A 14166-nucleotide genomic window follows, 5' to 3' on the forward strand; every position below is an offset into this window, starting at 1 on the left:
CCGACTCGCCGCACTAGCGACTGAAACATGCATCGGGCGTGAGTGGACGCTGAGAACGGGGCTCTTGGGCTGAGGCACAAAGAGAGGGGCAGAGTAGACCGGGTCGCCTCCTGAAACGCAGGGCCAGCCCGAAGCGTCATGAGGCGCCGGCTGGCCGCTTGCTCAGGGCGCCAGGGATCATGCGGGGGCTCGCGCGCGTGGCAGTATTGGCTCCCGGCAGCCAGGGCTGCGCGCGGCAGAGCCCTGCCCGACTTGAGGAGATTGTCGGCAACCGACGGTGTTCGCGAAACAGGAACCATTCGCGCCGCGCGGGGGACGTCAGGTCCTGTCTGCGTCCCCCGCGGCAAGGGGCGTGTGTTTGCTCTTTTCTGCTCGCGGAGAGCCCACGCTGCGGAAGCGGCTCATTTCCATCTCATCAGCGCCAGTCGCTTGCGGCCGAGGAGGAAACACTAAGCCATGGTGAACGTGCTCACAGACGTTGTCCTTACGGTCACCGGATTCCAGCTGGTTTCGTTGGCTGTGGTGCTGGCCGCGCAAAAGAACGGCCGGCTCACCCCGCGTCTGTTCCTCATGGCCTTTCTGCTCACGAAAGCCTTGCTCATCGCGCGGTGGTTTGTCTTCCGCTTCGGGATTGTGCAGCACAGCGAGCCCGACTATCTGTTTCGACTCAGCAAGGCGGGGTTCTTCCTGCTCGCGCCGCTGCTTTTCCTGTACGTGCGGGCTTTGTGCTACAAGGACTTTAGAGTCGCCGCCAAGACTTCTTTGCATTTCATCCCGTTCTTCGTCGTGCTTCTCTGCACCTTGGGCGCAATGTGGTGTTAGAATGCAGACAGTGCGGCGACGTGGTACGGCAAGCTCTTTGTCTCCCGGTTTGGCGAGGCGTTCTGGGGCCTGAACCTCGTGCAGATTCTCGGCTACATCACCGCCATGCTCTACACCGTGCGCGGTTATCGTCAAAGGATACGGAGTGTCTACTCCACCGTTCACCAAATAGACCTGAGCTGGCTCCTCTCACTGCTCGCGCTCATTTCCTTGCATTGGCTCTTCGTGGCCTCTCGCGCAACCTTGACTGCCCTTGGTGTTCCTGAAGGCAACCTGACTGGGATAATCGACTTGTACTCGATAGCCATCTTCTTGGTCTTCACCACCCTTCTTGTTTTCAAGGGCACGGCGCAATTGAAGCTTTTTGCGAGCGTAGAAGAAAAACCAAAGTGCTCCGCGTACAGGTTGACCAAGGCGCAAATGGAACGGTATGCAGAGCGGCTCAGGCGGTACATGGAAGCAGAGAAGCCGTACTTGTGTCCGTCCCTGACCATCGACAAGCTCTCCCAAATGTTGTCGATCCCGCGCTGGCATCTTTCGCAGGTAATCAACGAGGTGTTCTGCCAGAACTTTTTCACCTTTGTCAATTCCTATCGAGTCGAGGAGGCCAAGCGACATCTGGTGGGCGCCAACCCTCGGCCGAAGACGGTGTCGGAAGTGCTGTATGAGGTGGGCTTCAATTCCAAGTCAGTGTTCAACGAGGTGTTCAGGAGGCACACGGGACTCACACCCACCCAGTACAGGCGTGTGCACAGCCTGCGCAATTCCACACACCCCGGCTCCGCGAGCCACCTTCCCCGTGCAGAAACTGCATAGAACTCCTGTCCCCGCATAGAAACCCTTTCTCCGCGCAGAAAAATAGTCCGACTTTCTAAAGTCGGGCGACGAGCGGGCTTTTTCTTTCTACATTTGTGCTGCCAAATGGCACGATCCCGAGGCCTCGGCGGCCTGCGCATCCTTATCATCGCGGAGAGGAGGTAGTCAGATGAAAGTCCATCGCACCTTCTTGCTATTGCTAGGCGTATTGGTCAGCGCAAGTGGGCCCGTGGTCACCGTGTCGCCCGTCGGGGCGCAGGAATCCCATATCTTTCTGCACTATCTGGGACACAGCTCTTTCGTCATCGCCTTCGACAACGGAATACACGTGTTGACCGACTACGGTACCTCCAACGCGTACGGCTATCCCAGCCCCATTTACAGCATTGCGACCCTTCGCCCGGACATGGTCACCTATTCGCATCGACACGAGGACCATTGGGACCCCCGCCGTCAACCGGATAGCGTCAGCTATGTCCTGACGGACTTTAACACGCTGCGCCTTGGCGAGCTCTGCATTGGACCTGTGCGGGTGGCGGAGAGTTCCGTGGCACAGAAGGACAACAGCGCTTTCATCTTCACCTGGAAGGGATTCACCCTCGTGCATCTTGGCGATGCGCAGGCGAATATCATGAACATCGCAAACCCGGCAAACCGCAACTACCTCCGGCAGGTCTTGCCCGCGCGCATCGACTTGCTTCTCATGCCCATCGAGGGCGTGAACACGTTCATCCCGGAGGCGGAGGCGTTCATTGACTCTCTCCGCCCAAGGAAGGTGATCCCGATGCACTATTGGAGCAAGCAATACGAGTCAGAGTTCTTGGCCTATTTGGAAGAGCAATGTCTCTCTGCCGGAAAGGAGTATCAGATCGAACGTCACGCCGGAGCCAAGTACAGCGTGGCGACCTCAGACATGGGCATCTTGCCGACCACCGTCATCAGTCTGAGCCCCTTCCCCTTTTCTGACTTTACTCTGCCCGACATCCGTGTCGATCAGGTGACGGTGGCTGACCAGGCCGGCAACAACAATGGTCGCGCCGACGCGGGAGAAACGGTGCAGTTGGTGGTAACCCTCCGCAACCTTTGGGTCGACGCCACGAACGTCACTGCAAGCCTCAGCACCGCCGGTGCGGACGTCCAGCTCGGCAACATCACCTCCTTCTTTGGCAACATAGCCCCTGAAGAAAGGACATCTAACGACGCCAATCCGTTCTCCCTTTCGGCGCACGCCAACGCCAGCCCGCACTACGGCACGTTCTACTTGGACATAGGCGCCAACCGCGGCTATGCGAAGGTCGACAGCTTCCGTCTGGTCATTGGCACGCCGACTGTGCTCCTGGTTGACGATGATGATGGACAGGCCTACCAGGAGGTCTACGCCAACATCTTCATCCCGGATGTTTGGGAAGTTGCCGCCAACGGCTGCCCGGCACTGGAGCTGCTCAAGGCGCATGAGGCAGTCGTCTGGCTCACCGGCGATGATCGGAAAAACAGCCTCACCGCCGAGGAGCAATCAGTTCTTGCTGCCTTCTTAGAGCAGGGCGGAAGGCTGTTGCTCTGCGGACAGAACATCGCGTACGACCTGGGTGGGGACGGCTCAACAGCGGACTCGCTCTTTCTTGCTGACTACCTGTGCACGGTGTTCGCCGCTGATAGCTGCAACGCCACGGCGGCTGTCGGGGTCGTGGGGGACCCGATCGGCGGCGGCATGGTCGTTGGCTTAGCCAAGACGCCGGCGGGTGAAGGACACCGCACGGCACCTGACGTCATCCAGGCCCTGCCCCCTGCGACGCCCACTCTCAAGTACGTACCGGGGAACGCGCCTGCCGGCCTGAGATACGAGAAGCCTAACACCGGCGCCCGTCTGGTCTATCTGGCATTTGGCGTAGAAAAGGTCACCGGCCCCAAACCCACTGTGGCGTCCGAGCTGGTGGAAAGGATTCTCCGTTGGCTTACGGGCAGCACATCCGTGGAGCCGGCAGAGGGCATGGATGACCTGCCGAGGCTCTTCTTCCTGGGACAGAACTACCCAAACCCTTTCAACCCAACGACGACCATTGGCTATTCGCTTCCTCACCCAGCGTTCGTGACGCTGAAGCTCTACAACGTGCTGGGCGAAGAGCCGCTGACCCTGGTCGAAGGCTCACAGGCTGCGGGGCAACATGCTGCTATTCTCGATGGCAGGGAGCTCCCCAGCGGTGTCTACGTATACCGGCTGCGGGCCGGCACCTTGGAGGTCACCAACAAGTGCCTCTTGCTCAGATGACGCCGCGCGCATCTGTAGGGGGCCGGCCCATGTCGCCCCTCTTCTCCCCTCAGCCGTTCCGGCAAAGCTTTGGGCTACCTGAAGGGGGAACAGAGCTCCGGGTGCACGTGCGCCGTTTTTCTGCCTGAGCACCTGCTTGTCGCCCGGTTCTGCCATCGGCGGCAGGCCGCGGGAAGAGCAGTGTGGGGAAGGCAAGACCACATGGCGACGCACTACGGTGAGGCCACGGTCCTGGGGCGAAGCAGCCGCAGCCTCTTAGCGGGCCCTTATCCCGGTACGGCAGGGCCTGACAAAATCGTCTGGACAGCTCATCAACGCTCGGGTTCGGTGGCCTGTGTAGCAATCAAGTGCAACAAGATCCCGCTCACACGGCCGTCCCAAGCAGGACTTCAACATGGGTCCTGCGTGGCGCGAGGACGACGCCATGGATTGCCAGGTCCACTGACGCCCGGCACCGCACTTGCCGCGCCTCGAGCGTTGCACCAAACCCCTGATCAGACTCCTTCAGGACCAGAAAATGCGCCCTCTCTCGCCGTGGGGCCAGACGCCGGTTCCTAAACGCCGACGACGGACTGAGGCGACTCTCTGGAAACCCTATGACTGCCCCGCCGAAGAGTTCCTCGCTCGCCCCGCCCGCCTGGGCTCAGATGCCACCATCACGCGGAGGTTTGCGCCCCCGCGCCAAAGTGAAAGGGCCATGTCTTGCGCATGCTTGCCTGCCTCTTGGCGGGAGAGATCCAGTGCAGAAGGAGCAAGGTTTTTGCCAATCCTTTGCCAATGCTGCCGTGCCGGCAGGGCTTGGTTCTCCCCTTGCATGACCCCCGTATCAAAGGGGGATCCTTCTGGTCTGCAGGAACGCCGCCCACGTGCGCTCTGCTTCTGCCACAACGGAAAGTCCCCTGGGAGGTCACTACACCGCCGGCCGATATCCTGCCGTTCCTGCAGTTGGTTGCACCAGGAGACGTGGCCGACATGCGCATGACCGCCCCTGTCGGCGAAGACCGCTGGTCGGAAGAACTTGTGCCTTCTCGGGGGGCTGCGCAGGCCTGAGCTGGCGCTCCCCACGGTAATCGGCTCTGGCCGGCAGGGATCCATCGCCGGGTGAACACCGGCGTTGGCGGAGCGCGAAGAAAGGACGTTGGCAGCGTCCACCAAAAAATGATTGCCAGTAGCTCGATTTTGTTATACATTTGGCAAAGAACACTGGCCACGGGACGTTAGCCTCAGGACGTGAGACATATGGTGAAGGGCCCGCCGAGCGACTTGGGTCAAGTTCCACAGACGCGTCGGCTTGCAGGCGGGCGGTGCAAAGATCGAAGCCGGCAAGAGCCCGCCCGGCACTTGTGTCCCTCATCCGGTCCGTCCGGCTGGGTAGCCCGCCGAAGAAGCAAGTGCTTTGGGAGCCGCTCATCTTCTCAGGAGTCGCTGCCGAGGCCGGGGATTGGGACGCGGAAGTCTGGGTATCGCGCGCGGATTGAGGAGGCCGCGGAGCTGTGGCATGTCCCTGGATGCATGAGGTCGCACATGACACAAACCGGACCTGTCCTTCTCAGGACGACATTCCTGTCCCGGGTGTCTGAAGCGTCCTCCTCCTCCTATTCTCCTCAAAGCCGCGGCCAACGCTGCCCGCGCAGTGGCTTCGCCCTGCGCAGCCCGAGGTGACGTTACCGGCCCCCTTTCATCGAGGAAGCACAAGCGCGTGAGATTACCTAGAAGAAGACTTCTTGTCCGTCGGGTCCTGGCTGCACTCGGCCTGCTCGCCGGCGTGCTCGGCCTGTGTTTGGTCCTCCTGAGCTGCCCCCCAGGCGAAGCTGTTCTCCGCAAGGTGGTGGAAGCCCGCATTTCCAGCGCTCTGGGCCTTCCAGTCGCGGTGGGAGAACTGGAAACCAACCTCGTCTCTCGGCTCCAGCTTGGCAATGTGGCCATCCGGCCTGAAAGCGCCCCAGACGCGGGAACTCTCCTCAGATTGCGCTATGCCAGAACTGACTACAAGGTTCTGGCGCTGTGCAAGGGGCAGCTCCTGCTGAAGAGAGTCGAGCTCGATGGCCTAATGGTCCGCCTGAGGCGGGACAGCCTCGGGACCTTCGACCTACCACTGAGAGTCCAGCCGGAGCAACCACGGCGCGGCGTTGCCGGCGGCGGCATCAAGGTCAAAGTGGAGCGCCTCGACCTAACCAATTCAGCCCTGTGCCTCGAAGACCTGCGCACGTCGGGCCGACTGGCCGCCACGAACCTTGCCACGCATCTGACCAGGCTGGAAGAGAACCGCTATCTGTGCACGATGGAAATTGATTCCCTCGGCGCGCTCTACCGCGAAGAGCCCCTCCTCACTGGCGACTTGAAGCTGGAGGGAGAATGGAGCCCGGAGCGTGCCTTCCTCTCTGGATTGACGCTGCACCTTCCCGGCCTGACACTCGCTGGCAAAGCCCAGGCGGTCTTGGGACAGGGGGCCAAGCTCAACGGCAAGTTCGAGTTAGGCGGCGAGCTCGGGCCTTTGGCGCAGGCTCTGGCCAAGGCGACAGGAAGCGGCTGCAGCCAGCTCGCCGGAGAGCTGCGCAGTACCTTTGACCTCGGGGGAACCCTGCGAATACCCGCGCTCCAGGCTTGCATAGACATCCGCTCTGCCTCAATAGGCAATCTCAAGGATGTAGACCTGAGGCTCAACGCAACCTGGCAAGAAGACACTCTGAACCTGCAACAAATGCACATGGATCTGCTGGGCGGCTATGTATCCTGCTCTGGTGTCATGACCCGACATCCGGCGTTACGACACCAGTTTGTCCTCCAGGCCGAAGACCTCGACTTGGCGCTATTGGCTCGATGGCTGTACGGCGAAGGTGCCAAGCTGAGCGGCAAGCTGGGCGCGCAACTGCAGTGGCGAGGAGTCGGTACCGCCCTTGATAGCGTGCGCGCCACGGGAAGCCTCCTGGCCGCTCTCCTTCGCTTCGGCCCCGAGCCAATGCCAGGGCTCTCTCTGCAGCTAAGGCTGAACCGAGGGATCGGGCAGTTTCTGCTCAAACAAGGGGAGACAGAGATAGCGGCACAGACCACGCTGCGCGGTTCTCGTCTGCAGGGTACTTTTTCTGGCTCTGTTAGCGACGTCGGCTTGCTGACCAGACTCGGCAATGTGGGGGAGCTTTCCGGTGAACTCGCCATTGCTGGTACCGTGGACGGCACCATCACCTCACCGAAGCTGCATGCCAGCCTCGCCGGACGACAACTCACCTTTCGCAACCTCCCCATGGACACCCTGGGCGCCGAAATCGCCGTCACCGGCCACGGGGTGGAGTTGCTTGCCCTGTTCATCAGGGGAGCGCTGTCCCCCATCGATGCGGACCGGCCGCCGCTCCATCTTTCCGGTCTGACCGGGAACCTTTTCTACCAGGCCGGCGCCCGGGGGCCGCTCACCAGCCCTCGCGGGAATGTGCTCATAAGACTGCAGGACACGGCGTTCACAGGCTACCGGTTCGACCATGCAGAGATCGCGCTCTCAACAGCGGAAGGGGAGCTGCGGCTGGACCGGTTGCGCCTGCGGACGGATTCCCTCTCGGTGGATGGGCGCGCCACCTACCAAATGACCGCACGCAAAGGAGACGCGACGATCAACCTCTGCATCGTGCCACTGCAGGCCACGCAACCGAGTCCTGAGCCCGAGTCCGTTCTGGAATCAATGCAGTCGCTGACAGAAGGCCGCTCCGTGGGCACGATCGATGCGAATTTCTCTGCGCCGAGCAGCCACCAGTGGTCAGCGTCCGTGCACGCCAAGGGCGTGAGCATCGGCGACCTCCTGGTGCTCGCACCCAGGAACCTCGATCTCGGCGGTCTGCTGGACCTTGACTTGAAAGTCGGACAAAACCGCGATGTCCCGACAGGGGAGCTTCGGTTCTTGGTCCGCGAACCAAGGTACGCAGCCAGCCGACTGGATTCCCTGCGCGGCGAGGTAGTGCTGACCGGGAACAGATTGACTGCCCCGATGTTGGAGCTTGCAGTCGGGGGGCAGTCGACCCGCGCCACAGTGACGATTGCACCCGTACACCCGGGAGTGCGGGGCCGCTGGTGGACATCCGCCAGCAGGATTTCTGCCCACGTGCAGGGAGAGGGATTCAACGTGGCTTCACTAAATCCGTTGCTCCCGGCCACCATATCGTTGTCAGGCCAGGCTGCCGGCGACCTGCGCTGCGAGGGCTCGGTAGCGCATCCGCGCTTTCGCGGCTCTCTGCGCCTGACTGAGGGCGGCGTGACCAGAGCAACCGACAGAGTTCTGGCCACCGGGGTTGACCTCCTCGCGGTCTTGCAAGATTCCACGCTGCTTGTCGAACTGGTGAAGGCCCGGGTTTTCGGGGCGCCTGCTCATTTCCACGGGCGAGTTACCAGCAGGTGGGGGAAGGCATATGACTTTGACCTTCGTGGGACCATAGCAGACTCCGGGCAGATTCGTGCCGAGGGCACCGCCCGGCACGACTCATTGTGGGGTCGCCTCCAAGCGGAGCGGCTCAATCTCTCTCTGCTGCAGCCCTTTGTGGGGACAACGGAAGGCCTGCGCGGCGTCTGCTCTGCGGAGCTTGCCGCGCGAGGCCCAATGCGCACCCCCGAAATTGAGGGCACCGTGGCAGTGGGCGGGGTCTCTTTGCGCCTGCCGCAGCTCCAGGAACAGGTGGACCAGGGCCTAGTGCGGCTGGAGTTTCACCAAGACGCCGTGCACCTGGACACTCTGTTCGCCAGGATTGACGGTGGCACCCTCTGCGGGTCGGGCTTCCTGCGGCACACTGCAGGCACGCTCGACGACATCAATGTGCAAGTCAGGCTCGACAATCTAAGAATCGCGCGCGCGAACGTGGCCGACGTGACGGTGAGCGCTGCCCGCTTGAACTACAGAAAGGAAAGCGGCTACTACCTGCTTGACGGTGATGTAGTGCTGGGCGAATCTCGGCTTCGCTATCGATTCACACCCCAGTCCTTGGTGGCACTCGCGCGCTCCACACCACGGCCCAGGCCGGAGCTGCCGACCCTCCTGCGGCAGACGCGTCTGAATGTGCGGCTACGCGAGAGCGAAAAGCTTTGGATCGACAACAACCTGGCGCGCTTGCGGCTGCTCTCCGAGTTGAGCCTGCAGGGCAGTGCAACGCAACCCAACATATCCGGGCGACTGCAGGCGCGCGAGGGATACATCCTCTACCTCGACCGCAAGTTCGAGGTCAAGAGAGGGGTGCTGGACTTTGTCGATCCGGTTCGTACGAACCCCCTCGTCGATCTGGAGGCCCAGGCATTGCTGAAGAGCCATCAGACGCTGGAGCGCAAAGACTACACGATCACCCTTTCCGTCAAGGGGCCTTTGGACCAGACCGTTATCGATCTCTCCTCTGACCCTCCTTTGGACAGAGCTGACATACTTGCCCTGCTGACCTTGGGCGCCAGACGCCAGCAGCTGACGGCCAAGGGCCCAGACACAGGCCTAAGTGACGTCCTGCAACAACGACTGGCAACTCTGTCCAGTCAACGCCTTTCCGGTTACGCGACCAGCAAGGTAAGCACTCTCTTCGGTCTACAGGAAATGAGCATTGAAGGCAATCTGTTCAGGTTTGGGCGCGAGTGGGGCCCGCAATTAGTCGCCTCCAAGAAGGTAACAGGCCGTATGAGCATTACATACAGAACAACCGTGGGTCATCTCAATGACCAGAGCATCCGTTTGGACTATCGCCTCTCCAGGCACCTGTCTGTCCAAGGCCAGACAGACCAGGGCGGGCGCTCAGCGCTCGAATTGAAGTACAGCTTAGGGTTCAGATGAGGCGCTTCGTCGTATCACAACTTGTCTTGCTGAGCTGGCTCCTTTCAGGAGCGGCTATCTGCTTGGGGGCGACGAAGGACGCTCGGAGGTTGGGGATCGGCTCGCTTCGGTTCGAAGGCACCCACGCATTCAGCGCTGCGCAACTGCGCCGCATAGTGGTTTCTCGCCCCACATCCTTTCTCCGACGTTCGTACTTCTTCCCAGAGGTTTTCCAAGAAGACGTGAAAACCGTCGAGCTTTTCTACCGTCAACATGCCTATCTCCAGGCACAGGTAACCGGCCAGCTGGCGCGGGTGGACTCTGCCCGGGGCGTGGTCCATCTGGAAATCCACGTGGACGAGGGCCAACTGACCCGCGTAGAAGGAGTGAGCGTCTTCGAAAACCAGGTGTTCAGCGACGAAGTGCTGCTTGCAAAGATCGACATCCGAGCAGGGGAGCCGTTCCAGGCCAACAAGGTGGAGGCGGCAACGCTCTCGTTGCTGACCTTCTACGCCAATAACGGCTACCTGGACGCAGAAGTCACTCCGGAGGTGCGCCTCGACCATGAGACCCACCGTGCCCTGATCGATTTCCGCGTACGGGCCAAGGCAAGATGTACCATCGACCAAGTCCGCCTTGTGGGTTTAGAAAAGACTCGGCCCAGGGTTGTGCTCAGAGAATTGGAGTTCAAACCTGGCGATGTGGTGGAGTACTCGCGTCTGCTCTCATCACAGCGCAAGCTGTACCTCACCGGTCTGTTCCGAGGAGTGTTCGTTCGCCCGCAACCGGCCGCCAGTGGCGACTCAACAAGACGTGACATCCTGGTCGACCTTAAGGAGAATGACTCGGGGGAATTCACCGTAGCCTTCGGCTACGAATCGGTAGAGAGGTGGCGGGGCCGAGTAGAAATAGCCAACAGCAACTGGCGCGGCACGGCGCGCAAATTCGCTCTGGCCTCGCGCGCGAGCTTTGTCAATCGCGGCCTGGAGATGTCATTCACTGAACCGAGGACCTTTGGCACACCGCTGCGCACCGACGTGAACCTCCTCGCCGAGCAGCTGCAGGAACCAGGCTTCGATATCCGCCGGGTTGCCAATACAATCAGACTTGGTCGCCCTTTCGCTGCCCGGTCTTCGCTTGTCTTGACCTTCAAGAACGAAATAGCCGAGCTATCCCACATTCGCGTCACGCTGGCCCCGGAAAGAAGGCGAACCGTCATCAGGGGCTTGAAGCTCACGGCGGTGCACGACACCCGCGACAACATGTTCAACCCTACCTCTGGCATCCTACTCGAATGGAGCAATGAGTTTGCCGGGCTGTTTCTGCGGGGGACGGATAGCTTCGTGCGCTCAACAGGTCGCATGAAGTGGTTCCACGCAGTGGGCGCTTCGACCGTCATTGCCACTGGCGCAGAACTCGGCTGGATGGACACGCCAGGTGGCATGCAAAAGATACCGCTGCACGAGCGCTTCTACACCGGAGGACCCAACTCTCTCCGCGGTCTGGCCTACCGGAAGGCCGGCCCATTGGATGCAAGAGGATTGCCCTTGGGTGGCAGGTTGAAGCTCCTCGTCAACGCTCTGGAAGTGCGTCAGGCGCTGTACAAGTCTGTAGGTGCGGTGGTCTTCGCCGAGGCCGGAAACGTCTGGTCTGCCCCGCAAGAGTTCAAGCTCTCCGACCTGCGGCCTACGGTGGGGGTGGGGCTGCGGCTGAACACCCCAATCGGTCTGGCGCGACTTGACTACGGGGTCAACATGGACCGCCACGCTGGAGAGCGGAGAGGGATGCTCTATTTCAGCATGGGCCATGCCTTTTGATCATCCGCTGGCGCCTCCTTTTTCCGGTCTTCTGTCGGAGATGCGGCAGCCATGTTGGTGGGCTGTGGTACCACCGCCCCTCGTGCTGGGCTATGTGCGCCGCCGCAGGTAGTGGGCACTGGCGCTCAAGGACGACGGCGGCAGCGGCGATTCCGACCCCAATCCGGCAACGGCTCTTGTCGCCTGTCTACGACGGTGATGGCAATGGCGTGGTCGACGACCCGCTGGTCAGCACCTGGGCAACCGGCCCCGGGGCGAACGTGGCGCTTTCGGCCTTCGCAGCCCTCCCCGCCAGGAAGCCTTACTCTGCTGCCGCGCGGGTGTGAAGCTGGCCAACAGATGCCGACTTCGCCCGGGGAGTTCCCTCAGACCTCTCGCCTTCTGACACATGTCCACTCAGGCCCTATCTTCGTTCTTCGAGGCAGGAGAAAAATCTTCGTGGCACCACGACCAGGCCCTCCTTGCTAACTCCCACCATCGGGGACGAGGAAACTTCGCACTCCGCATCCCTGCCGGGCAACTGGATCGCCAGCGCTCCCACCGCCCCTGCGGCGGCCCCAAAGGGTACCTTTGCTCACCGGAGCCTTTGCAGCCTTTCCCACGCGCTCTCATAGGTCGGGTCCAGCTCGATGGCCTGGCGCAGATAGCCACGCGCACGGCGCAGGTGAAGCTCTGCCAGGCCGTCATAAAGTGTGGCCTCTCCTGGGTACTCGGCGATGGCAATCTCAAGGAGCGTCAACGCCTCCGCCAGCTTGCCGGCTTCTGCCAACCGCGCCGCCATTTCGCCCACGGCGGAAGGCACCAGGCGCTCTCGCTCTCTGTCCCTTTCCTTTGCTTTGCGCAGGCTCTCCTGAGCCTTCGCATTTTCGGTAGAACAAACTTCTGCCAAACATTTCATCAGCCACGGCCGTGCTACCCCAGGGTAAAACTCCACGCCCAGTTGCGCCGCACGCGCCGCCTCGCGAGCCTGTCCCCGAAGGGCATAGTGTTCCACGAGCTTGCCGATTTCTGCGGCAAAGTCGGGGTAGACTCTCGCTCCCGCAAAGCACCTTCGCAGATTGGCTTCGAGGTAATTCAGGTCAACAGAGGGGGCGGTGACCATTTGCCTCACCATAGGAGTCCAAGTCTTTGCCCACTCTTCTGCCCAGGCGCGCACGAGCTGCACCAGCTCAGGAGGCAAGTTGCAGCAGCCAGGCCGATCCTCGCCGGCCCGGGCATAGTCAGCGAAAAAGAGCAATGGCCCCTCTCGGTGGTATCGCGATAGTGCCTTGTCTCCACAGCGCGTTGCCAGCACCTGCGCCATGTGCGACCCGACGACCACAAAAGGTTCCCCAACCACCGGGTGCCGTCCCTCCTGGAGTTTGCGCCTGGTCCCTTCGTAGTTTCGGCGCAAAGAATCGAGACAGACCCAGCGACGCACGTAGTCAAATGCCTGCACCAGAGAGGCAGGGTCGGCAGTTACCGGGCATCCGTAGCGTTCACAGTAAGCCAAGCCGTAGTCAAAGATCTCCTGCAAAGCGCTGTACAACGCCCTCTCGACGGGTGAAGCGAGGTAGGCGCGGGCACGCCGCTCGTCGAGGAGCAGTTGGATCAGTCGCTCCGCATAGGCCAAAGGGTCACCGCCCTCAAAGTTGTAGGCAAGCGCCAAGGCGAAGTTCAGCCGCGGCAGACGGAACAGCAGCGTGCGCGTCTCTGGTTGCCCCCCGGTGTGGTACACGCAAAAGTGCCCGTTGAACGGCCGCACCACCCACCCCATGCCATAGTCCGTATAGCGCCCTCCGCGCGTCACCATGCAGGTGTACATGGCTGCGAGGCTCTCCGGACTGAGCATTTTTCCGCTGTCAAGACCACGGGCGTACTTGAGAAGGTCCAGGATGGTGGAGCGTGTGCCGCCGGCGGCAAACCGACTGCTGACGTCCACGAATTCTGAGTTACGCAGCTGACCATCGACGAGGCGATAACCTCGCGCACGGTTGGGGATTATCTCCTCCGGATCGTCCATGCGCGTATCGACCATGCCCAGTGGCTGCCAAAGATGCGTGCGCAGATAGTCACCATACCTTTGCTTCGCCGCACCCTCGATCACGCCGCCAAGAAGGTTGTACCCGTAACTGCTGTAGTGGTAGCTTGTGCCCGGTTCCGCCACCAGGTCAAACTGTGCGAAGATCTCAATGGCCTCACGGGTATCCTTGTGCTCCTTGATTCTTCCTTCCACCTCGTAGTTCTTGTAGTGACTGATGCCACCCAGGTGGCCCAGGAGTTGGCGCACGGTAATCGGCCATGGCTTGCGCGGAAAGTAGGGGACATAGCGCTGAACCTCAGCATCCAAATCGACCAGCCCACTTTCTGCAAGTTGCAAGATGGCCACTGCGGTCATGGACTTGGTGACTGAGGCCAGACGGTAGGAGGTCTGCGGCGTCGCAGGTGTGCGGTTCTCCACATCCGCGTAACCAAAGCCGTCCGCCCATGTGAAGTCGTCCTTGTAGAAACCTACCGAGAGACCCGGGATGCCGTCCGCAGCCATCTGCTGTTGGACAAACTCACGGTAGGCGCGTAAGGCCTGTTCATACTGCCCCTGGCCCTTTGCAGCGACTGCTGCACCAATCGTGAGCATCACCAGGAGCGTGCACCATGCTCGGCGCATACTTCCTCCCTCTTTCACTGCAATAGTAACCGCGAGC

Annotated in this window: 6 protein-coding genes; 5 read left to right on the forward strand and 1 reads right to left on the reverse strand. The window is 61.2% G+C overall.

Features of this window, described 5'->3' with window-relative positions; all coding sequences use genetic code 11:
• Window positions 1-456: 456 nt before the first annotated feature.
• From NUW13_13215 to NUW13_13235, 5 genes are all read left to right on the forward strand, one after another.
• On the forward strand, window positions 457-822 hold the full coding sequence (locus NUW13_13215) for a hypothetical protein (protein ID MCR4439975.1): 366 nt from the start codon (window positions 457-459) through the stop codon (window positions 820-822).
• A 78-nt stretch (window positions 823-900) separates the two neighbouring features.
• Window positions 901-1638, forward strand: coding sequence for an AraC family transcriptional regulator (locus NUW13_13220; GenBank protein MCR4439976.1), 738 nt, complete (start codon window positions 901-903; stop codon window positions 1636-1638).
• A gap of 169 nt (window positions 1639-1807) precedes the next feature.
• Window positions 1808-3904: an MBL fold metallo-hydrolase gene (locus NUW13_13225; protein ID MCR4439977.1), complete on the forward strand. Its 2097-nt coding sequence runs from the start codon at window positions 1808-1810 to the stop codon at window positions 3902-3904.
• A 1699-nt stretch (window positions 3905-5603) separates the two neighbouring features.
• Window positions 5604-9689 carry a translocation/assembly module TamB domain-containing protein gene (locus NUW13_13230; protein ID MCR4439978.1) on the forward strand — a complete coding sequence of 1362 codons (4086 nt, stop codon included), beginning with the start codon at window positions 5604-5606 and terminating at the stop codon, window positions 9687-9689.
• Entirely contained in the window at window positions 9686-11485 is a 1800-nt protein-coding gene (locus NUW13_13235; GenBank protein ID MCR4439979.1) for a BamA/TamA family outer membrane protein, read from the forward strand. The genes NUW13_13230 and NUW13_13235 overlap by 4 nt, the downstream gene beginning before the upstream one ends.
• A gap of 574 nt (window positions 11486-12059) precedes the next feature.
• On the opposite strand, the gene NUW13_13240 is transcribed toward NUW13_13235, so the two are convergent.
• Entirely contained in the window at window positions 12060-14129 is a 2070-nt protein-coding gene (locus NUW13_13240) for a serine hydrolase (protein ID MCR4439980.1), read from the reverse strand.
• Between the last annotated feature and the right edge of the window lie 37 nt (window positions 14130-14166).

Source organism: candidate division KSB1 bacterium, from assembly GCA_024655945.1.
Taxonomy (GTDB): Bacteria; Zhuqueibacterota; Zhuqueibacteria; order JANLFK01; family Oleimicrobiaceae; genus Oleimicrobium.

What these genes read in the sequence shown, in the direction of transcription:
- NUW13_13215 (MCR4439975.1), top strand. Translation starts at nt 457, where the DNA reads ATGGTGAACGTGCTCACAGACGTTGTCCTTACGGTCACCGGATTCCAG.
- NUW13_13235 (MCR4439979.1), top strand. Translation starts at nt 9,686, where the DNA reads ATGAGGCGCTTCGTCGTATCACAACTTGTCTTGCTGAGCTGGCTCCTT.
- NUW13_13225 (MCR4439977.1), top strand. Translation starts at nt 1,808, where the DNA reads ATGAAAGTCCATCGCACCTTCTTGCTATTGCTAGGCGTATTGGTCAGC.
- NUW13_13240 (MCR4439980.1), bottom strand. Translation starts at nt 14,129, where the DNA reads ATGCGCCGAGCATGGTGCACGCTCCTGGTGATGCTCACGATTGGTGCA.